Annotated in this window: 17 protein-coding genes and 4 pseudogenes; 9 read left to right on the forward strand and 12 right to left on the reverse strand. The window is 68.6% G+C overall.

Going from position 1 to position 20,779, the window contains the following annotated elements:
• Positions 1 to 92: 92 nt before the first annotated feature.
• Together OG758_RS01650 and OG758_RS01655 are read right to left on the reverse strand one after the other, a co-directional pair.
• Positions 93 to 1,925, reverse strand: coding sequence for a glycoside hydrolase family 15 protein (locus tag OG758_RS01650; RefSeq protein WP_326708254.1), 1,833 nt, complete (start codon positions 1,923 to 1,925; stop codon positions 93 to 95).
• 261 nt (positions 1,926 to 2,186) lie between these two features.
• On the reverse strand, positions 2,187 to 2,339 hold the full coding sequence (locus OG758_RS01655; RefSeq protein WP_326708255.1) for a hypothetical protein: 153 nt from the start codon (positions 2,337 to 2,339) through the stop codon (positions 2,187 to 2,189).
• 104 nt (positions 2,340 to 2,443) lie between these two features.
• On the opposite strand from OG758_RS01655, the gene OG758_RS01660 reads away from it, so the two are divergent.
• On the forward strand, positions 2,444 to 2,635 hold the full coding sequence (locus OG758_RS01660) for a dihydrofolate reductase family protein (RefSeq protein ID WP_326708256.1): 192 nt from the start codon (positions 2,444 to 2,446) through the stop codon (positions 2,633 to 2,635).
• A 219-nt stretch (positions 2,636 to 2,854) separates the two neighbouring features.
• Here the strand turns inward: OG758_RS01660 and OG758_RS01665 are convergent, their stop codons facing one another.
• Positions 2,855 to 3,688 (reverse strand): oxidoreductase, encoded by an 834-nt coding sequence (locus tag OG758_RS01665; protein WP_326708257.1) that lies wholly within the window; start codon positions 3,686 to 3,688, stop codon positions 2,855 to 2,857.
• Between the two features lie 103 nt (positions 3,689 to 3,791).
• Between OG758_RS01665 and OG758_RS01670 the strand changes: the two genes are divergently transcribed.
• Together OG758_RS01670 and OG758_RS01675 are read left to right on the forward strand one after the other, a co-directional pair.
• On the forward strand, positions 3,792 to 4,697 hold the full coding sequence (locus OG758_RS01670; RefSeq protein ID WP_326708258.1) for a LysR family transcriptional regulator: 906 nt from the start codon (positions 3,792 to 3,794) through the stop codon (positions 4,695 to 4,697).
• Between the two features lie 435 nt (positions 4,698 to 5,132).
• A complete protein-coding gene (locus tag OG758_RS01675) occupies positions 5,133 to 6,395 on the forward strand; it encodes an AI-2E family transporter (protein WP_442810239.1) in 1,263 nt (420 codons plus the stop codon).
• A gap of 450 nt (positions 6,396 to 6,845) precedes the next feature.
• Here the strand turns inward: OG758_RS01675 and OG758_RS01680 are convergent, their stop codons facing one another.
• The 3 genes and pseudogenes from OG758_RS01680 to OG758_RS01690 form a co-directional block, all read right to left on the reverse strand.
• Positions 6,846 to 8,078 (reverse strand): PP2C family protein-serine/threonine phosphatase, encoded by a 1,233-nt coding sequence (locus OG758_RS01680; RefSeq protein ID WP_326708260.1) that lies wholly within the window; start codon positions 8,076 to 8,078, stop codon positions 6,846 to 6,848.
• A 57-nt stretch (positions 8,079 to 8,135) separates the two neighbouring features.
• A complete protein-coding gene (locus OG758_RS01685) occupies positions 8,136 to 9,137 on the reverse strand; it encodes an Acg family FMN-binding oxidoreductase (protein WP_326708261.1) in 1,002 nt (333 codons plus the stop codon).
• Positions 9,138 to 9,449: 312 nt separating this feature from the next.
• Positions 9,450 to 9,593 (reverse strand): annotated as a pseudogene (locus tag OG758_RS01690) (helix-turn-helix domain-containing protein); the annotation flags it as partial.
• 104 nt (positions 9,594 to 9,697) lie between these two features.
• Between OG758_RS01690 and OG758_RS48780 the strand changes: the two are divergent.
• Positions 9,698 to 9,813 (forward strand): annotated as a pseudogene (locus OG758_RS48780) (IS5/IS1182 family transposase); the annotation flags it as partial.
• 83 nt (positions 9,814 to 9,896) lie between these two features.
• On the opposite strand, the gene OG758_RS01695 reads toward OG758_RS48780, so the two are convergent.
• The gene (locus OG758_RS01695; RefSeq protein ID WP_326708262.1) at positions 9,897 to 11,570 is read right to left on the reverse strand and encodes an FAD-dependent monooxygenase; all 1,674 of its coding nucleotides are present in this window, start codon (positions 11,568 to 11,570) and stop codon (positions 9,897 to 9,899) included.
• Positions 11,571 to 11,772: 202 nt separating this feature from the next.
• Between OG758_RS01695 and OG758_RS01700 the strand changes: the two are divergent.
• Positions 11,773 to 11,972 (forward strand): annotated as a pseudogene (locus OG758_RS01700) (NAD(P)/FAD-dependent oxidoreductase); the annotation flags it as partial.
• Between the two features lie 90 nt (positions 11,973 to 12,062).
• Here OG758_RS01700 and OG758_RS48785 read toward each other — a convergent pair.
• Positions 12,063 to 12,170: a transposase gene (locus OG758_RS48785; protein ID WP_442810408.1), complete on the reverse strand. Its 108-nt coding sequence runs from the start codon at positions 12,168 to 12,170 to the stop codon at positions 12,063 to 12,065.
• 10 nt (positions 12,171 to 12,180) lie between these two features.
• Positions 12,181 to 12,333, reverse strand: a complete 153-nt coding sequence (locus tag OG758_RS48790) for a transposase (protein WP_442810409.1) — start codon at positions 12,331 to 12,333, stop codon at positions 12,181 to 12,183.
• A 50-nt stretch (positions 12,334 to 12,383) separates the two neighbouring features.
• Here OG758_RS48790 and OG758_RS01710 point away from each other — a divergent pair, with 50 nt between their 5' ends.
• From OG758_RS01710 to OG758_RS01720, 3 genes are all read left to right on the forward strand, one after another.
• Complete coding sequence (locus OG758_RS01710) at positions 12,384 to 13,541, forward strand: RNA-guided endonuclease InsQ/TnpB family protein (protein WP_442810240.1); 1,158 nt, start codon at positions 12,384 to 12,386, stop codon at positions 13,539 to 13,541.
• 932 nt (positions 13,542 to 14,473) lie between these two features.
• Entirely contained in the window at positions 14,474 to 16,150 is a 1,677-nt protein-coding gene (locus tag OG758_RS01715; protein ID WP_442810241.1) for an MFS transporter, read from the forward strand.
• A 335-nt stretch (positions 16,151 to 16,485) separates the two neighbouring features.
• The gene (locus OG758_RS01720; protein WP_326708264.1) at positions 16,486 to 17,061 is read left to right on the forward strand and encodes a pep a2; all 576 of its coding nucleotides are present in this window, start codon (positions 16,486 to 16,488) and stop codon (positions 17,059 to 17,061) included.
• A 450-nt stretch (positions 17,062 to 17,511) separates the two neighbouring features.
• Here OG758_RS01720 and OG758_RS01725 read toward each other — a convergent pair.
• The 3 genes and pseudogenes from OG758_RS01725 to OG758_RS01735 all read right to left on the reverse strand — a co-directional run.
• A pseudogene (locus tag OG758_RS01725) lies at positions 17,512 to 17,616 on the reverse strand (PPOX class F420-dependent oxidoreductase); the annotation flags it as partial.
• Between the two features lie 12 nt (positions 17,617 to 17,628).
• The gene (locus tag OG758_RS01730; RefSeq protein WP_326708265.1) at positions 17,629 to 18,516 is read right to left on the reverse strand and encodes an NAD(P)-dependent oxidoreductase; all 888 of its coding nucleotides are present in this window, start codon (positions 18,514 to 18,516) and stop codon (positions 17,629 to 17,631) included.
• A 223-nt stretch (positions 18,517 to 18,739) separates the two neighbouring features.
• Entirely contained in the window at positions 18,740 to 18,973 is a 234-nt protein-coding gene (locus OG758_RS01735; RefSeq protein WP_326708266.1) for a hypothetical protein, read from the reverse strand.
• A 258-nt stretch (positions 18,974 to 19,231) separates the two neighbouring features.
• Here OG758_RS01735 and OG758_RS01740 point away from each other — a divergent pair, with 258 nt between their 5' ends.
• Positions 19,232 to 20,518: an RNA-guided endonuclease InsQ/TnpB family protein gene (locus tag OG758_RS01740; RefSeq protein ID WP_326708267.1), complete on the forward strand. Its 1,287-nt coding sequence runs from the start codon at positions 19,232 to 19,234 to the stop codon at positions 20,516 to 20,518.
• The last annotated feature ends 261 nt before the right edge of the window (positions 20,519 to 20,779 follow it).

Here is a 20,779-nt window from a genome sequence, read left to right on the forward strand (position 1 = left end):
CTTCGTGCCGGGCCCGGGATTTTACCGCCAACGGGCGTGGACGGAATAGACGGTTGCCGAGCCAAAGACCAGCGCGTGGTCATCGAAGGGACTCAGCCGAGGGCGCGGTCGAGATTGAAGGCGGCGCTGATCAGTGAGAGGTGGGTGAACGCCTGTGGGAAGTTGCCGAGTTGTTCTCCGGTTCGGCCGATCTCCTCGGCGTAGAGGCCGACGTGGTTGGCGTACGTGAGCATCTTCTCGAAGGCCACGCGGGCCTCCTCCAGGCGTCCGGCGCGGGTGAGCGCCTCGACATACCAGAAGGAGCAGATCGAGAACGTGCCCTCGGCACCCCGCAGGCCGTCCGGGCTGGCCTCCGGGTCGTAGCGGTAGACCAGCGAGTCGGAGACCAGGTCCTTACTGAGCGCGTCCAGGGTCGAGAGCCACTTGGGGTCGGTGGGCGAGATGAACTTGGCCATCGGCATCATCAGCACGGAAGCATCGAGTACGTCGTCGCCAAGCCCTTGGGTGAACGCCCCGCGCTCGGCCGACCAGCCTTGTCGCATTATCTGCCGGTAGATCGCATCCCGGTTCCGACGCCAGCGGGGGATATCGGCCGGCAGGCCCCGCCGGTTGGCCATCCGGATGGCCCGTTCGATCGCCACCCAGCACATGAGCCGCGAGTAGACGAAGTTCCGCCGGCCGCCCCGGGTCTCCCAGATGCCCTCGTCGGGCTGGTCCCAGTGGTCACAGAGCCAGTCCACCACAGCCCCGACCTCGTCCCAGTGATCGCTGCTGATGGGCTGTCCCCACTTGTCATACAGGTAGACGGAGTCGATCAGCGCGCCGTAGATGTCCAGCTGGAGCTGCTTGGTGGCGGCGTTTCCCAGCCGCACCGGAGCGGATCCGAGGTGCCCCTCGAGGTGGCGCAGCTCGGACTCGGGCAGATCACTGCGCCCGTCGATGCCGTACATGATCTGCAGCGGACCGGTGGGGCCGGTGCCCCGCATGATGCCACGCTCGGACAGGAAGCCCATGAAAGCCTCGGCCTCCGAGGTGAAGCCCAGACGAAGCAAGGCATAGACACAGAAGGCGGCGTCGCGAACCCACACATACCGGTAGTCCCAGTTTCGCTCACCACCGACCCGTTCGGGCAAGCTGGTCGTCGGCGCGGCCACGATCGCACCGGTCGGCACATAGGTGAGCAGCTTCAGCGCCAGCGCGGAGCGGTGCACCATCTCCCGCCACCGGCCGCGATAGCGCGAGCGGCCCAGCCAGTGGACCCAGAACCGGACGGTCGCTTCGAACTGCTCCTCTGCCTCGGCGTGCGGACAGGCCCGCGGGCGGACGCGATCGTTGATCTGGTCGAGGGCGAAGACCACGGACTCGCCTTCAAGGAGCTTGAAATGCGACCACACGTCCGTGCCGTCGCTTTCGAGCGGTGCGGTGGAGGTCAGGGCCAGTGAGAGCGAGGGGGACTCAAAGACGGCCTCATGGGCCTGCACGTGCACCGTGTGCGCTTCGGCGCCGTAGCCGAAGCGCGGGGCTATCCGCGCTCTGAACGGAAGAGTTCCCCGAACGCATATCACCCTCCGGATCAGTCGGTGCCGGTCCGCCTCGCGCGATTCGTCGACGACCGGCATGAAGTCCTGGATCTCCGCCACCCCGTCGGCGGCGTAGAACCGCGTGATCAGTACGTTGGTGTCAGGGAAGTAGAACTGCCGTGTCCGTGTCTGCACCTCGGCGGCCAGCTCGAACGATCCGCCCCGGTCGGCGTCGAGGATGGAAGCGAACACGCTCGGTGCGTCGAAGCGTGGGCAGCAGTACCAGTCGATCGTGCCGTTGGTCCCGACGAGCGCGGCGGTACGAAGATCACCGATCAGACCGTGCTCGGAAATCGGCAGATAGCGCAAGCCACCCAGCCGCCCGGTTCCGTTCCCGAATTCCATGCCGCCCTCCCGGCCGTTTCACTGTGGGCAGGTGCAGGGATCAAGAAGACCTTGTCTTTCATGTTAGATCGCCCTCGGATGTCGGCACGGCGAGTGTGGGCCCCTCGCCGATGATCTGTGCTGGCGTGGCTCTTCGCGCCGATGTCAGTCCACCCGACAAAGGCGGTGGGGGCGTACTGGTAGCAGCGCATACCGTGACCGTAGGTGTCGGTGTGTTCACCGAAGTCGTTCAAATGATCACCGGAATCCGGTGATGGCCTCTTACTGTGCCAGCGGGCAGCTGTCGGTCTTGCCCACGGGGTCACCCTCGCCGATCCGCAGGGCGAGGGTGACCAGGGCCGGGGTCCACCCGGCCGTCCCTCTGCGTGCCGAGCAGTACGCGGAGGGGCTGCCCCGATGCCTGTTCATCGACACGAGGCCGATCTTCAGGTGGCCATCGGCAGGTAGCGTCCATTCGCCGTTCCACACCCAGTGGTTGCCGTCCCGGCTGGTTGCCGCGCGGACTTCGTGCTCGTTGTGTGTCGCGGGGGTACGAGAGCCTGCAAGCCGCTGGCCTGATCGACCACTTCACGCTGCTCATTCACCCGCCGACCCTGGGCAGCGGCGCGTGGCTGTTCGGGGGCCCTGCCCCGCTGACCGAGTTCGACCTCACCGGAATCGTCACCACCGGCAAGGGCGTGATCATCGCGCACTACGCGCGCCGATGTTGACTCTCCCCTGGAAACTGCGGCTTTTGAACGCCCATCGCAATGTCCGCGGCTACGAACGTCTCCCGCAGCATTCGGAAGCCCACCTGCCTTGGTCACTCATCTCCCTGATGACCAAACGCCCCACCTTCAAGAATCTGGTCGAGAACTGTTCGCGCAAATCCAAGACCACCGGCTGAGGTGTCTGTTCATCGGCGTTCGATCCATTCTTCTTCTTGCGTGTCAGTTGTCGAAGTCGGTGGAGCGGGCCAGCTTTTCCCAGGAGCGGAGTTCGGTGCTGCTGCGGTCGAGATGGTCGGTGATCGCGTCGGCGGCGTCGTTGCCGAGCGGCAGACGCAGTGGCGGCTCGTCGGCGTCGAGAGCGGCGAGGATGGCGGCCGCGGCTTTGGCCGGGTCGCCGGGTTCCTGGCCGCTTCCTCCCGGCAGCCCGGAAACGACGGGCCCCACGGTGTCCTGGTAGGCGTCCAGGGGCGCGGACCGCTGCAGTTCTGCGGCGCCCGCGAAGCCGGTGCGAAACGCACCGGGCTCGACGATCAGCACGCGAATGCCGTGCGGGGCGACCTCGGCGGCCAAGGCCTCGGAGAGCCCTTCCAGGGCGAACTTGGTGGCGCAGTAGGCGCCGACTCCGGCGAAGGCGAACCGCCCGCCCATGCTGGTCAGCTGCACGATGGCGCCCGAGCCCCGGTGACGCATGTGCGGCAGCACGGCCCGGGTCAGCGCGGCCGGGCCGAAGAAGTGCAGGTCCATCAGGTCACGCAGCTGCGCGTCAGTGGTCTCTTCGACCGCCCCCACCAGGCCCCGTCCGGCGTTGTTGACCAGGACGTCGATCCGGCCGTGCCGGGCTGCCACGCCGTCGACCGCGGCTTGGACGCCCGCAATGTCGGTGACGTCCAGTGGTAGCGCCTCGACCTGGTCCGGGTGCGCGGCGACAAGGTCGTCGAGCAGCGCAGTACGGCGGGCGGCGGCGACCACGATGTCACCCGCAGCCACCGCCGCTTCGGTGATCGCCCGGCCGAACCCGCTGCTCGCCCCGGTGACCAGCCATACCTTGTTCATCTTCTTCTCCTTGTGCCGGGTGATCCGCTGTTCTCGGCGGTCCGTGTGTGAACTACCTTGCGGGGCAGACCGGTTGCCCGTCCAAGATCCCCTGTGATAGCCGATGGTTATGGACGTTCATGGACGGGACCTGAGGTACTTCGCCGCAGTGGCCGAGGAGCTGCACTTCACGCGCGCAGCCGAGCGGCTGTACGTCTCACAGCCCGCGCTGAGCAAGCAGATCAGAATGCTGGAGAAACAGGTGGGGGCCACCTTGTTCGAGCGCGACCGGCGCCAAGTGCGCCTGAGCCCGGTCGGTGCAGCGCTCCTGCCGCATGCACAGCGCATGCTCGTCGAGTGGGACGCCGCCCAGGAGGCGGTCGCCCGGGCCGTGGCCGACCAGTCGGCCACCCTCGTCGTGGGGATGAGCACCAGCCCTGGACGCGGGGGCGTCCTGCCGGCGATCCGCTCCCGCTTCACCGCCGCGCGCCCCGACGCCCGCCTCAGACTTCACCAGGTCTCCTGGGACGACTCGACCGCCGGGCTCGCGGACGGCACGTGCGACGCGGCGTTCGTCTGGCTTCCGCTGCCCGATCCGGACCGCTACCGGTGGATGGTGGTCGCCGAGGAACCCCGCCTTGTCGCCATGGCCGATACTCACCAGCTCGCCGACCGGGAGATCATCGACTTCACCGATCTGCTGGACGAGCCGTTCCTCGCCCTGCCCAACAGCGCCGGGCCGCTGCGGGACTACTGGCTGGCCACCGACGTCCGCGGTGGGAAGCCGGCACTCATCGGCGGGGAGGTGGCAAGCACCGAGGAGACGTACGAGGCGCTCGTCGCGGGTCTCGGCGTGGTCTTGCTGGCAGCCGGGAACGCCCCGCTGATCACCCTCGGCGGAGTCGTCACCCGTGCGGTGAGGGGCATCTCGCCCAGCCTCTTCGCTATGGCCTGGCGCGCCGACGACCACCGCCCGCTGGTACACGAGTACGCACGCGCGTGTGAACTGGCGACCAAGCCGACCCTCTGAGGCGGTGTGCAGTCGCCAGAGAGTCGGATACTGACGGCGATCAGGCTGAACGTGTGCCGACTTCGTCTGTTCGCTGACTGGCTGACCCGCGGCGAGACAGTTCGCTGTTGTCGTGTCGTCGAGCCCGGATGGCCCAGGGCTGATCGCTTTGGTTGATCGGCCAGCCACACCGAGCACCAGAGCGTCCCACGGCGGGAGAAGAAGGCTGCGCTATGCCCGACTGGACGTGAGCGGAGGGGGTCGGGCCGCCCGGGCAGGGGCTTGACCGCCCCCGTCCCGGCTTGCGACGACTCTTTTACAGCCACACCCTGTCCGTGACGCCCTTGTGTTCGCTCCGCTCCGGCCCAGTCAAATGATTCCGACGGCGTCGTTCGAAGCTGCCCCTTGGGGGACACGTAGCTGCGCGACTCGACGACGGGAGGCGGTGACACACAGGTGGACGACGGTTCGCGTCGTTCGCAGCGGCAGCAGCCGGGCGAGCCCGGCTCGCGTCCCGGCTCCGGTCGCGGTGGGCGACGGCGGCGGTATGTCGTGCCGGCGAGCCGACCCGCCCGCGGGGTGGGGGCGAAGGCACGGGCTCGTACGACTGGGACGGCGGTACGGCGCGCCGCCGGGGACCGCGATGGCGCGGCTGTGAACCGCGGGCTGCGCGTGGCGGCGGCGTACGCATGGCGGCTGCTGCTGCTCGGGGTGGCCGTGTACGCGGTTTTCACGATCCTGGGGCGATTGCAGCTGGTCGGTGTGGCGCTGTTCCTCGCACTGGTCGTGACCTCGGTGCTACGTCCGCTGGCTGATCTGCTGGCGCGGCGTCTACCGAGGGCCGCGGCGGTTGCGTTGAGCGTGGTGGGCAGCCTGATCGCCGTGCTGGGGCTGCTGGGGCTGGTCGGCGGCCTGATCGCGGGGGAATCGACACGGCTGGGGCAGGAATTCTCCGGGGGCATCGGGCGGATCCAACGGTGGCTCGAAGGCTCCCCCTTCCACGTGAGCCACTCGCTGCTCTCGGATCTGCAGGGCAAGGTGTCCACGTTCGTCTCGCAGCACCGTTCGGAACTCATCAGCAGCGTGCTCAGCGGCGCCGGGCGGCTGGTGGAAGTCCTCACCGCAGCGGCGCTTGCCCTGTTCTGCTCCTTCTTCTTCATGCATTCCGGGGACAAGTACTGGTACTGGTTCCAGGATCTGTTGCCGGAGGGCACTCAGGACACCTGGGGCCGTGCGGGACGAGCGGCGTGGCGCACCTTCGCCGGGTACACGCGGGGCATCATCATCGTGGCGGCATCCAACGCCGTATTGGTCGGGATCGCCCTGTTCGCGCTGCGCGTGCCGCTGGCCCTGCCGCTGATGCTGCTGGAGTTCTTCGCCGCCTTCATCCCTCTGATTGGCTCACCCATCGCGCTGGCAGTGGCCACGGTCGTCGCCCTGGCCGCGCGGGGCCCGGTCATCGCGATCGTGGTGCTCGCCCTGATCGTGATCGTCGGCCAGATCGAAGGCCACGTACTGCATCCACTGGTACTGGGCTGGGCGGTGCGGCTGCACCCCGTGGTGGTGGCTCTCTCCGTCATCACCGGCACCATCCTGGCCGGAGTGGTCGGCGCGGTCGTGTCCGTTCCCATGGTGTCGGTCGCCTGGTCCGTGCTCAGCGAGCTCCGCATCCCGCGTACCCGGCCCGAGACGAACCACCCCGGACGCTCGCCTGACTGACACGCTGAGGGCCCAAGCCCAAGGGCCCAGGGTTCGCCGGACGCCAACTGCACGTCGCCCCTGTCCCGCCCGCCGACGGGATCAAGCCGGTAAGGCCACCGGGCGGCGGGCCGCGGGGCACCGACTCGTTTCCGCACCCCGGCCGCCCTCGCTGCACGAGTCGAAGCCGGACAGCGGGATCCGCTGTGACCGATCAGAGAGCGCACCACCCCGCGCTTCCGCACCGCGGCTTCGGAGTTCCCAACGGTCTCCGACCGCGGAGGGGCCGGCCCGGCCTTCGCCGAACCGGGCCGGCCCACTTGTTCTTCGTACGCCGCTGCAATCGACGGGCAAAGGAGCCACGACGTAGGGGGCGCCGTGTCATCCGGATGCTGTCCGGCCGATCACGCTTCGGGGTCGAGGGTCCGGAGGTCGTAGAGGTAGGAGCGGTCGTTCTCCTCCCGCGGGCTGTCATAGGCGCACGACGATCAGGGCAATGTCGTCCTGGGCGCCGCCGGCCACGTCCAGGTGGGTCAGCAATGCGTCGGCGAGGCGGTCGGGACTCAGGCGGGCGTAGCGGGCGAGGCCGTCGGTGAGGCGTTGTAGGCCGGCGTCGATGTCCTCGCCGCGGCGTTCGATGAGGCCGTCCGTGTACAGGACGAGGAGGTCATCCTGGCGGTAGGACACGGCGGCCTGGGGACGGGGGACGTGTTCGGGGCGGGCGCCCAGCGGAGGGTCGGTGGCTTGGTCCAGCAGTTCGCAGGTGCTTTCGTGCACGAGGACGGGTGGGTGATGACCGGCGCTGCTGTAGGCGATCTGCTGATTGCGAGTGTCGATCACGGCCTGGACGGCGGTAGTGGCCAGCGCGCCGTCGACCGACCGGGAGTAGAGGCCGAGAACCTCCAGCGACTTGGCCGGCTCGTGGAGGGCACGGACGGCGGCGCTCAGCGCGCTGCGGAGCATGCCCATGACGGCGGCGGCTGCCAGGCCGTGGCCGACGACGTCGCCGACCGCAACGCCGAAGGTGTCGTCGGGCAGGTCCACGACGTCGTACCAGTCGCCGCACACGTTCAGCGATCCGACTGCCGGCAGGTAGCGCACGGCGACATTGGGGTGCCGTTTCAGGTCGGGTGAGTGCAGCATGGCTTCCTGGAGGGTGACGGCGACCTGGCGTTCCCGGGCGTGAGCCTGCCGCAGTTCCTCGTTCAGCCGCTGCAGTTCCCGCGCCCGCGCGTAGAGCTCGGCCTCCATCGCCACCCGCTTGCCCGACGGTCCGTCTGTCGGGTGGGACGGGCGGGAACGCACGAACTCGGTCACGTCTTCCACACGGTGGATGATCCACGCCACCTGCCCGCCCGGCCCGAGCACGGGGGTGTTGATCGGCGACCACCATCGCTCCTCGAACGTTCCAGGCCGGGAAGTATCAGGGATGTCGTACTTCTGCACCGCCATTGTGTCCGGCTGCTTCGACTGCAGGGCCCGGTGCAGCGAGGCGCCCAGGTTCCGAACCCCGTCCGCGGTCGCATCCGCCGGGTTGTCCGGGAAGGCGTCGAACAAGTATTGGCCGATCAGGTCCCGCCTGCTGCGACCGGTGGCGCGCAGGTAAGCGTCGTTGACGTCCACGATCACCAGGTCGGGGCGCAGCACGAGATAGGGGCTGGGCGTGGCCGCGAACAACGCCTCGTAGTCAATGCTCGCTTCCACGGGCTTCACACCGGTCCTTTCCGCGAGGCAAGGGGGCTCTTGTCGAGGCGTTCGGCGTCACTCGAAGCTGAGGACTTCGGTGACGGGCCTGCGAGGTGTCGCCGCGCCCTGGGGGCCGTAGCCGAGTCGGAACACCATGTGGACGATGCCGATCGCGGAATTCGGGTCGCGTATGGAGGACCGGAGCTCTGGCCATTCGAGTGGCTGCGACATCAGTGAGGTCGCGAGCCCGCTGAGGGTGGCCTGCAGGAGCACCCGTTGCATTGCTTGCCCTGCACGTAGCCAGTCCGCCGGAGTGTCCTGCACCGTGCCGAGCGGCGCGATCACGATCTGCGGATGCTTCTCGAGCACGGCCACGGCACGGTCCGGCACCCGGCGCGATGGATCGAAGTCCCTGACCGGGTAGCTCACGCCGTACTGCCGTGGGCCGAGGGCGTCGGCGGGGATGCCGTCGGCAGCGGGTCCCTCACCGGCTCTGCCCGTGCGTGTCCAGGTTGCGATCTCCGCACGCACTGCCTCGTTCGCAGCCTCGAGCAGCTCGGCATCGTGCACGAGTTCCATCACCGCGTCGGCATGCCAGGCGCTGGGAGTGATCAGCCGGCAGCCTTCCAGGAGAGCGGCGGAGCGAAGCCCGTCGAAGGCGGGCTCGGGAATCTGCTTGTCGGAGAAGGGGAAGCGGCTGGTGTGCCGCCGCCGTGCCGCGCGGTGGAGGTCCGCAAGATCACGGTCCGCGTCCTCGGCCTCGGTCTCGTCGAGCGCTGCGTCGGCCAGGTGCCAGGGGGCTCTGGGGTCGGGAAGCAGCCCGACGGTGGCGGTCCAGCCGGCGTGGGCTGTGGCCGCGAGCAGGTTGAACAGGGCGGCGCCGCATCCGAGGTGCAGTGCGCGGTGCTCGACGTCGCCGTACGGCAGCGTGCGGTCGGGGTCGTCGTACAGCGCGACGGAACGGCTGCCGGTGCGGTGGATGAACCTCCAGGGCTGTGCGTTGTGCATGGAGGGCGCCGTCACAGTGTCCTCGACCAGCGGCGTCACGACCGCCCTATCAAGATCTGCGGGGGCCACGGCTCATCCCGTCTGTGAGGGATCGCCGCCGGCGCGCGAGCTGGCAGGCAACGATCGTGGCTGTGCGGACACCACGCCATCGCAAGGACGGCTCCCAGCCTCCACACGGTCGCGCAGGCCTCGGCAGGCCACGTCGTCGTCCACTGGGCAGAAGCCACGGATCGGCACTTCGTAAAAGGCCACGGGCAGCACCTCACACATGTGCACCCCCACGGGTTCGGTCGGCTCTTCGCCTCCCTCGCATTATCGCAGTGGCGACCGAGCCGCACCTTGCGAGACGACCACAGATCCGGATCGCCACCCCTGCTGTGAGTTGATCCGCTTTTGCCGCGCCCAGGCTTCGGTACGAGCCACCAGGGCCATGCTGGAGACCTCCTGCACGCATCCGAACGTGCGCGACAGTTCGGCCGCCTGCGCATCGGTCGGACAGACGCGGTACTTGAACCCCCGCTTCACTGGGATCGCGGTCGCGCTCAGGAAGTAGCCGACCCACTACTTAGGGCCAACCGTCCGGGTCAGAGCACTGCGATCTGCACGTAGCAGCAACTGCCCTCGGCGTCTTTCGGGCCGTCGGGGCAACGGCTCACCACAGGTTCAGCGAGTGGACGTGGCCCGGGTGTGGGCCAAGCTGCACCGCTGGGTCCTCGACGAAATGGGCTCGCGCGGGGACCTGGACTGCCTGTAGACGGGTTTCCCTCCCTCTTCGGGGGCGCGCCCGTAGGACCGTTACCCGCGGCGCTCCGCCCGCGGCAGCGGGAGTCAGGCGAAGGTTCGGCGCAGATGCGCCATCAGGCGTTCCGGTACGGCCGGGTGGAAGCGTCCGGAGAGGTAGCCGTCCGGGCGGATCAGGAGGGCCTCGCCGTCACGTGGCGCATAGGCGTCGCGGAACTCGCCCGCCGCGTCGCGCACCCGCGGCGGGCGCAGGCCGACCGGGCGGGCGTCCTCCGCTACCTCTGCGGCAGTGACCAGATAGGCGTCGAGAAGGCCGTGGGCGGCGCGATGTGCCTCGGCGGCGCAGGCCTCCAGCCGGGCGGCGCCGTCGCCCGAGGCGTGCTCCGAGCCCGCGAACAGCAGCAGCACGTGCCGTGGGGTGCGCAGCAGGTCGAACAGCCGCCGCGGGTAGGCGGCGAGGTCGCTCAGGAGGCCGCGGCAGTCCGGTGCCCGGTCGCCGGGGGCGGGACCGGCCGCGGGTGTGCCGTCCGCCGCCTGCGGCTGGACCAACGGACTGTCCGGGTAGGCGACCAGCAGCTGGGCCTGGCGCCGCAGCGCCATCTCGGTGTCGGCGCCGTTGTTGAGGGGGCCGGCACCGGCCTGGCGGACGGTGCGGGCATGGCGGACGGTGCGGTCGACCACTTCCTGCGCGACCGGGTGGCGTTCGGAGTGATAGCTCTCCAGCACGTCGTCAGTGGCCAGACCGCGAACGGTCAGGGCCAGTTTCCAGGCGAGGTTGTGGGCGTCCTGTACGCCGGTGTTCAGGCCCTGCCCGCCGATCGGCGGCTGGATGTGCGCTGCGTCCCCGGCGACGAAGAGGCGTCCATTCCGGTAGCGGTCCACCAGGCGGTGGCTGGTCCGGAAGGAGGACGACCAGCGCAGCGTGGAGGCGGTCGTCACCTCCGGGGACAGCCGGTCGAGCACGGCCTGGATCTGGCCGAGGTCCAGTCCCTGGTCATCGCCCAGGCCCAGGGCGGTCCCGTCCGGGGCGCTCGAGCCGTCTTCGCCCTCGGCTTGGGCGCGGGGGCGCAGCATCGACAGCCAGTACCGCCGAACGCCCGGCATCGGAATGCAGACGAGCATGTCGTCCACCTCACCGTTCGCGTCCAGATTCACGGACCGCATGCTGTAGCCGGCGGGCAGTTCCCAGTCGACCTCGACGTCGCCGATCATGTACTGCTCGGGGAGGGCGTCACCCTCGAAGGTCAGCCCGGCCGCCTTGCGGACCAGGCTGTGCGCGCCATCGCAGCCCACGACGTAGCGGGCGTGCAGACGCTCGATCCGGCCGTCGGCGTGCGCGAGGACGGCTTCGACGTCGTGCGGGCGCATCTCCAGCGAGCGGAGCTCGGTCGACCGCTCCACTTCCGTGCCGAAACCCGCAAGGTGCTCGGTGAGCAGCCGCTCGGTCTCGTACTGGGGCAGTGTGGCGAAGGGATAGGGAATCTCAGGCGGCAAAGTGAGCTCGACCCGGGGGCGAGGCTTGCCGTCGATGTAGACCAGCTGCCCCAGGTGTGGCACCGCCTCGTCCAGAGCTCTGCGGACCAGTCCCATGGCATCCCACACCTCCAGCGTGCGGGGCAGGACGCCGATGGCCTTGGCATAGGGATTCGGGACGGCCAGCCGATCGACGATGCGGCAGTCCACGCCGTGCCGCCGCAACTCGGCCGCCGCCGTCAAGCCCACCGGGCCAGCGCCCACCACGAGTACGTCGACATCGGCCATGATCAGGCTCCCTAGTTTGTCCGGATTGGTCCCCGAGCTAGTGGGCTTCACCAGGTTGCGCCGACCCGAAGCGGTTGAGGTTCCCCCGCGGTGCGGAAACGGGGGAATCTAAACCCTTTCTTTACCAATGGCATACCGAGCCATATGAGGTGACTTCTCTAAGGATCCGGCCGGCCATCGCCAAGACCAGGTCCTGGAAAAGCCCGGCTTCCGCTCCCTCATTTGTGCCCGCCGCGTCCTGGCCCCGCCCACGCTCCAGTCGCTCGACAGCAATCTGCACGGAGGCACCATCAACGGCGGCACCGCGGCAATGCACCAGCAGCTCGTCTTCCGTCCCGTCCCAGGAACGGGACGCCCCCCGAGACACCCGTACGCGGTCTCTATCTCGCTTCAGCAGGATCTAGCGCGGAACCCTGGGCGTTCACGCCCAGGAGGAAGCGCTTCTCTGGACTGCTCTGACAGTGAGGTTCCCACGGGTCCGCGCGGTTGGCCTCAGCCTGGACGTCTCTGGTTGTCGACGTACTCCTTGATAATCGATAGCGGGGCGCCCCCGCAGGAGGCGGCAGAGTACGAGGGCGACCAGAAGTGGTCGCCCCACAGGTACTTGTGGTTATGTCCGGGAGACTCCTGGCGGAGCCTGCGGGCACAGGCGCCCTTGAGGGGGGCCGACCAGCCGGGACGGGGAGGCCTTCGGCGGGTGGTGCACCAGCAGGTGCAGGTGATCGGTGTCACCGTTGAACTCGACCGTGCGACCCCTGCGAATCTTGGGGTTTGGCTCTCAGCGTGGTGACATACGTCGATACGATCGCCCGTGTGAAGGTCGTCGTGCAGGTGAAGCTGATGCCGCAGGCCGAGCAGGCCAGCGCGTTGTCGGTGACGCTGCGCACGGTCAACGAGGCCGCGAACTGGGTGTCGACGGTGGCGTTCGAGCGCGGAGTGCCGCGTGAGTACGAGCTGCGCAAGCACACTTATGGCGAACTGCGGTCGCGGGGACTGGGGGCGCAGGCCTCCCAGCACATCATCAAGAAGACCCGCGATGCCTACACGACGCTCAGGGCCAACATCCGCGCCGGGAATCTCGGCAAGCCTGGATCGAAGCGCCGGACCAAGGCGGAGTCCAAGCCCATCGCCTTTAGGCCCGAGGCTGCGCAGCCGTATGACGACCGGTGTTTGAGCTGGCAGTACGACCAGCAGACCGTGTCCATCTGGACGGTGGACGGCCGGGCCAAGAATGTCCGCTTCGCCTGCTCGCCCGACGCTCTCAAGCAGCTCCGGGACCACCGGCAGGGCGAGTCGGACCTGATCGAACGCGACGGCGTGTTCTACCTGCTGGCGACCTGCGACGTTCCCGAGGCCGAGCAGTACGAGCCCGACCACTTCATCGGCGTGGACCTGGGAATCGCCAACATCGCCACCACATCCACCGGCCACAAAACCGCCGGGCGCGGCCTGAACCGCCACCGAAAGCGGCAACTCGACCTGCGCAGGAAACTCCAGGCCAAGGGCACCCAGTCCGCCAAGCGGCTGTTGAAGAAGCGCAACCGGCGTGAACAGCGCCACGCGAAGAACCAGAATCACATCATCGCCAAGACGATCGTGACCGAGGCTGAACGCACCTCGGCCGGGATTTCCCTGGAAGAACTCAGGGGAATCCGGCAGAGGGTACGGCTCCGCAAGCCCCAACGGGTCGCACTGCACTCCTGGGCCTTCGCCCAGCTGGCAGACTTCATCGTCTACAAGGCCCGCAGGGCCGGCGTCCCCGTGGTCTTCGTCGATCCCGCCCACACCTCGCAGCAGTGCTGCGAGTGCGGCCACATCGACAAGAAGAACCGGGCAAGCCAGGCCCTGTTCACCTGCCGGAACTGCGGGGTCGTTGCCCACGCAGACCGGAACGCTTCCCACAACATCGCCCGCAAGGGCGTAGCTGTGTGGACCGCGGGGCGTGAGTCACGCGTCCCTGCCACCCCATAAGGGTGTCTGGATGGAGGAGCCCACCCAACAGCCAGTCGGGCGCTACCTTCAAAAACCCGGTCCTTCAGGGCCAGGTCAAGTTGACCTTCCGCCCACCCCGGCGGAGGGGTCCATGGAGTTCCCGGAGCCAATGCCGCCCGCGCGGCCCTGCGCCGCCACCGGCTCCCCGGCCTCGCCCGCGCACAACGCGTTCCGACCCACCGGGACCGCACGGGAAGAACACCCCCGCTCACCCACTGAGGGCCGGGCGGGGCCATCCAGCGTGACGTGGTTGATGACGACGATCCTCGTAGCATTCCCTTCCATTGACCAAACGTGACCACAGGCGATCCGGCCGGCCGGAGCACCGCGCCGTCGCCCGGTCCCGCATCATCTCGGCGGTTGCTTCACGGCGTTCGTCCACATCCGTGGCTTCGGCGCACCACACACCGCCTTTGACTACTCCTCACCGACACACTCATCGCCGGCGGGCAGGTTCTCCCGCTGGCCAGCCCCGTCCTCGCCTTGAGACATGGCACGGAAATCGGCCGGCGGACCTCCACCAGCAGACGGACCTTCAACGGCTACCCGGCCTGGCCAACTGCGGTCCTCAGTGGTCCGCTTCGGAGCTGGTCACAGGTGCCCACCGGGCCCCACGCATACTGCAGTACGGTGTCGCGCGCCGCCGTTCGCCGGCCCGGACGGGTGTATCCACTCCGGTCTCTCCCCCGCCAGGAGCGGTTCGGCAGGAGCGCGGCATTGGCCGTTCGGGGCGGCTGCCCAGCCAGCGGCACGTGTGACGGCCCGCCCTCAACCCCTACGCTCCGCCGCGCGCGTGCTCCTTGTGCGCGCAAGAGTCACCAGGTGTGCGGCGGCGGCGCCTGGGCATCTGGCGGATATTGGGTTCTCTGCAGCCCGCAGTCTGCGCCCGCCCGGACGAGGAGGTAGCCGCCGTGATGACCCCCGCCGCATCGGAAGAACCCGAAGGCAGGGAGCAGGGCTCAGGTGGTGGAGGCGGTCGAAGCGGTCCGGGGGGCGGCCGGGGCCCGGGCAAGGATCGCGGCCGGGGCCCGGGCAAGGATCGCGGCCGGCGCCCTGACCCGCTCGACGAGGCCGCGGCGCCGGGCGGCTCCGGGCTCGGCGTCATCACCACGGCCGTGCCGGCCCGGCTGGACCGCCTGCCGTGGTCGCGCTGGCACTGGATGATCGTCATCGGTCTGGGCACCGTGTGGATTTTGGACGGCCTCGAAGTGACGACGGTCGGCAACATCGCGAGCCGGCTGTCGGAGGAGGGCTCCGGGCTGGCCATCACGTCCGCTCAGGTCACGGGACTCGCCGCGGCCCTCTACGTGGCAGGCGCCTGCTCGGGTGCACTGTTCTTCGGCTGGCTCACCGACCGGTTCGGCCGCAAGAAACTGTTCATGGTGACGCTCGCCGTCTACCTTGCCGCGACCGCGATGACCGGTCTGTCCTTCAGCGCGTGGTGGTTCTTCCTCTTCCGCTTCCTCACCGGTTTCGGCATCGGCGGCGAGTACGCGGCCATCAACTCGGCGATCGACGAGCTGATCCCCTCGAAGTACCGAGGCAGGGTCGACCTCGTCATCAACGGCAGCTACTGGCTGGGCGCGATCGGCGGGGCGCTGCTGTCGATCGTCATGCTGAACACGGACTACTTCCCGAAAGACCTCGGCTGGCGGCTCACCTTCGCCCTCGGTGTCGTCCTGGGCCTGGTGATCCTCCTCGTACGGCGGAACGTGCCGGAAAGCCCGCGGTGGCAGCTCATCCATGGGCACAGCGAGGACGCCGACAAGCTCGTTGACTCCGTCGAGCGGGAAGTCGAGGAGGAAAAGCACGAGGAACTGCCGCCTCCGGCAGGCGAGATCACGATCCACGAGCGCAAGAGCATCGGCTTCGGGCTCATCGCGAAGACCGTCTTCCGCAGCTATCCCAAGCGCGCGGTGCTCGGACTGTCCCTCTTCATCGGGCAGGCCTTCCTCTACAACGCGATCACGTTCGGCTTCGGCGCTATCCTCACCACGTTCTTCGACGTCGAGAGCGGTCACACCGGCTATTACTTCGCGGTGATCGCGGCGGGCAACTTCATCGGCCCGCTCGTGCTCGGCAAGCTGTTCGACACGGTTGGGCGGCGCATCATGATCGCCGGCACGTACATCGTGCCTGGCATCCTGCTGTTCATCACCGCATGGCTCTTCGATCGAGGCTCGCTCACGGCCAACACCCTTACCGCGTGCTGGTGCATCGTGCTGTTCTTCGCCTCGGCCGGGGCGAGCAGCGCCTACCTGACAGTCTCCGAGGTCTTCCCGATGGAGACCAGGGCCATGGCCATCGCGTTCTTCTACGCAATCGGTACAGCGATCGGCGGGATCAGCGGCCCGCTCATCTTCGCCGACCTCACCGCATCGGGCGTCCCCGGCGATACGGCCCTCGCTTTCTGTATCGGGGCGGGCCTGATGTGCGCGGCAGGCGTCGTCGCGGCGTTTCTCGCGGTCAACGCCGAGCAGCGGTCCTTGGAAGACATCGCGAGGCCCCTCTCCCAGATGGACAAGAGCGGCGGACAGCGGCCCGGCAGCGGGAGCGGCCCGGCCCCCACGAGTGGCACGGCAGGCTGAGCGGCCGCCGCTCACGCGCCGGTGGGCCGGCAAAGGTAAGGGCCCGCCTCTCCGGTGGCCGCTCACAGCAGCTGACGGACTGGGGCAGGCCGCACACGCGCAGTGACCGCCTCTCCTGCGCCATCGGGCCTCCGCCCCATGGCGAATTTCCCTCTCCCCACTGGCCTGTAGGCCTTCAGCGACACGGCGCGTACTCGCCCGCCTTGCACGAACGGCGTAATGCTCCCACCCTTGCACTGACTCAGGAGCGATCAGCGCTCACGCTACGTGTTCGGGGTACGGCCCGTAGGGGGCGAACGTCGGGCGGGAGCTTCGCCGGTGAGGAGCCGAAGACGATGAATACCGCAGTGCCCTGCTACTACCACCTCGACGTCGAGGTCAGCTCGGAGCGCGTCTCGCAGGTCAGGCGCATTCTGGCCGCCCACCTGCGGTACTGGAAGCTGGACATTCTCGTCGAGCCCGTCTGCCGCGGCGTCGAGGTGCTACTTCACACGATCGACAAGCACGCCACGGACAAGAACACCACCGTCGAGATGTGGTGGAACGGCCAGCACCTGATCACCGCGGTGTCCGACCACGAGCGTGACCTGCCGGGCCCCCACTACGCCCCCCAGGGATGCCTCGCGGAGATCGCCGCGCTGAGCGACGGCTGGGGCGGCTGCGCCACGGCCACGGGAAAGATCATCTGGTTCTCCCGCCGTGCCCGTCTCGGCGAGCGCTCCCCGCTGGTCCCCGTCGGCCCCGCGCCCCGCATCGGCGAGGCGCTCGAGATGCCGCGCGAGGTGCCGGTCCCGGCGTTCGCGGGCTCAGCGGTCACGGACCAGCTCGTGGCCGCCGCCCCGGCGGCCCGCGCACGCAGGCCCGAACTGTCCGTCCCACGCAGGGTGGTACGCCCGACGCCGGCGATGTGACATCAGCACCGCGCCCCGTCCGGAGCGCGTCACCCCGGGCCACGGCCTGCTCCGGCAGCCGCGGCCCGGCGGCGCAGACTCCGTTCGGTGGTCGAGAGCACTTCGCAGGAACGAGGCATCCCCAGGGGACAGAACAGAATCGCCTGCTCGACCCCCACTCCCCCAAGGACAATTCTGTTGCCCCCAGGCCAAGTTCATGACGACGCAAGGCCGGCGCGCTCGTAGGCGCGTGGGCCACCTCGGCCTCGCCCTGCCGGCGCTTCCGTCGCTCTTCCTCTGTCGGGGCGGACAGGAACCAGCGGAACGTCGGGAGACGCCTGCCGCCGATGTCAGGCCTCAAGAGACCTAGCCGCTCGCAGCCCCGCGGCCGGCTCGTAGATCGCTTGCTGTGTCGGACACACCGTCGGGGGTACTCAAAGGTGACCGCACCCCGCAACCTGGCACACGGTCCGGGGTGGTCACCGGTGTGCCGTCGGAGCGCAGGGTGGCCATCACGGCCGGGTTCGGGCGGCGCAGCAGTTGCTGGGCCCCGGCGGGCAGCGGTGACTTGGACACATGTGGTCCTCCTCAGCGCTGCTGCTCGTCGAAGCTGGCGAAGTACACCGCAGCCATGTCCTCGTCTCCGTGGCCCTGCGCGGCGGCCCGCTTCAGACGGTCCGCACTCGCGGCGGCCCCGTCCAGGCGTACGCCGTTCTTCTCCCCCGCCTCGACGATCAGACGGGCATCCTTGGCCGCCGTGCCAACCGCGAACTGTGCCGGCGACAACTGGTCGTTGAGGATCAGGCCGGCCTTGGCACGCAGGTACCCCATGTCGAGAGGACCACCCGCGATCGCGTCGAAGAAGCTCTGCGGGTCCACGCCCAGGGCCTGCGCCAGGGCCAGCACCTCGCCCATCGCGTTGGTGGTCGCGATGACCCAGCTGTTGGCGACCAGCTTCAGCCGGGTGGCGCTGCCCTCGGCCCCGTCCTCGCCGGTCCACACCGTGCGCGCGCCGACCGCGTCGAGCACCGGTGCCAGCTTCTCCCGCGCGTCCACCGGTCCGCCGGCCAGAACAAGGAGCTGACCGGCCTCGGCGGGCTGGCGGGTGCCGAGCACGGGGGCGTCGTAGAAGACCAGCTCGTGCTCGTCGGCGAAGGCGGCCAGGTCGGCGATCCCCTCGATGCCGGCGGTGGTCGACTGCACCCAGGCGGTGCCGGGGCGGAGCGCCGCAGTGGCCTGCCGCATGACGTCCAGGACGGCGGCGCCGTCGTAGAGCATGGTCAGAACGACGTCGGCGCCCTCGACCGCCTCGGCGGGACTGTCGGCGACGAACACGCCGTCGGCGGCCAGCGGTTCAGCCTTGGCGTGGCTGCGGTTCCAGGCGCGGACCGTGTGTCCGGCGCGGGCCAGATTGCGGGCCATCGCGGCGCCCATGATGCCGGTACCCAGGACACTCACGGTGAGCTTGTCAGTCATGATGTCAACTTACCTGTCCATGCGGTGTGGTGCGGATAACGTGCCGGGTGCGCCCCGAAGGCGGAGGCAAACCCGGAGTTCGGATACTTGGCAGCGGCGAGACGAGGCCGTCGAGCCACGCCTGATGGCTGTGAGTATCGGGTTTGGAGCCTCGTTCGCCAGCGCGCCACGCGTTCGAGGGCCACTCTGCAGGGCGCTATACCGATCACACACGGCGTTTTCGCTATCCGGCGGCCATGTCGGGGCCGGGGAGCTTCTCGTCAAGGTGGTAACCGAGTTGCTGCAGGCCGCGGACGACGGCGATCGCCTGTTGGCGGCGCTCAGCGACTTCTTTGGGTTCCTTCCTGTTCCGTGCGGGACCCGCATCAGTTTCGGGGTCGGGCGGGGGCGGTGTGACCGCCTGAACCGCGTCCCAGGCTTCGCGGGCGATGTGCTCCGCCGTGGCATCGTCATACACCGGTCACCTCGTGCGGCGGCGCCCCGTCTCCTTCGAGGGCGGAGGAACCGCCAAGGCCTGCGGCCTGGGCGCCTCCCAACTGTTGCTCTGAGGCCGAATCCGCGCGGTTCAGCCTGCTCTTGTGAGGAACCCCGGGGGGTCACCCCCGGGAGGAATCGCATCCTGTGGTGGCGATGCGCAGCATCGCCGCGGCAACGGGCGCGGAGCGCACGCAAGAAACTGGGCCGCAGCGCCCGGCGAGGAATGTGCGCTGTTCGAATGCCGGTATCTCAGGCGACAGGTAGCGTCACGGTCGTGAAGTTAACCGTGCAGGTGAAACTCCTGCCGACGCCTGTGCAGGCGGCGGCACTTGAGGAGACCCTGCATGCCTGCAATCAGGCCGCGACCTGGGTGTCGTCGGTGGCGTTCGAGAAGGACGTCAAGCGCAACTTCGCCCTGCGTGAGCACACCTATACGGCGGTCAAGGACCGGTGGGGGCTCGGAGCTCAAGCGGCCCAGCACGTCATCAAGAAGACCTGCGACGCGTACACGACGCTCAAGGCGAACCTGACGGCAGGAAATCTCGGCAGGCCCTCCTCCAAGCGCTACCGGCGGGCCGTCGAGAAACCGATCGCCTTTCGGCGGGAGGGCGCGCAGCCGTATGACGACCGGATGCTGTCCTGGCAGTACACGCAGCGCACGGTGTCCATCTGGACCCTGTCGGGCCGCATGAAGCAAGTGGCGTTCACCGCCGCCCCCGAGCATTTGGCGCGCTTGGCCCTGTGCCGCAGGGGCGAGTCCGATCTGTTGTTCCGTGACGGCATGTGGTTCTTGATCGCCACCTGCGAGGTCCCCGAGGCCGAACTCAACACCAGCGTCACGGAGTTTCTGGGGGTCGATCTGGGGATCGTGAACATCGCGACCACCTCGGACGGTCAGATCATGGCCGGACGCCGGCTCAACCGCGGGCGCCTGCGCGAGCGCACCCTGCGTACGAAACTCCAGAAGAAGAACACTCCGTCCGCCAAACGTCGCCTGAAGAAGCGGCGTCGTAAGGAGACGCGGCGGGCGCGGGACATCAACCACAAGATCGCGAAGCATGTGGTGGCCGAGGCAGAACGCACCGGTCGCGGAATCGCCCTGGAAGACCTCACGGGCATCCGCGCACGGGTACGGCTTCGCAAGCCCCAACGGGCCACCCTCCACTCCTGGGCCTTTGCCCAACTCGGAGATTTCATTACGTACAAGGCCCGCAAGGCGGGGGTGCCGGTGGTGCACGTCGATCCGGCGTACACCTCCCGCACCTGCGCCGAATGCGGGCACATCCACAAGGCGAACCTGGCCTCCCAGGCTCGTTTCGTATGCCGGTCCTGCGGATTCGTTGATCACGCAGACCGCAACGGCTCCCGCAACATCCGTCACCGTGCGGAAGAGTTGTGGCGACGCGGGGCGCAGTCAACCGCCCCAGACCCACCCCAGAAATTCGGGCGTGGGACAGGATGCAAACGCAGCACCACAGCCAGTGGCGCCCGTTGCGCAAGCCCGGGACCTTTTAGTCCCGGGTGATTGACATAGGCATCGATGGCTGTGCGTGCCGCGCGAACATCGGCCTGCTCAACCGGGCCCCGTTCCGGTTCTGTCGTCATGGAAGCACCGTAAGCGTGGACGCCGCTGCCGGGACTGCACGACGCAAATCCTGCCGCCCCACTCGGCCCAGACCCAGCGCCTTCCTCTGCGCGCGGGAGGGTGTAGCACCACGACGACACCCCGAAGACCGCAGCGCTGCCCCAGGCAGCCCAGGAGCCGAAGCCTCCGTTCGAGCCGGTG

Origin of the sequence: Streptomyces sp. NBC_01474 (genome assembly GCF_035918215.1) — a bacterium.
Taxonomy (GTDB): Bacteria; Actinomycetota; Actinomycetes; order Streptomycetales; family Streptomycetaceae; genus Streptomyces; species Streptomyces aureus.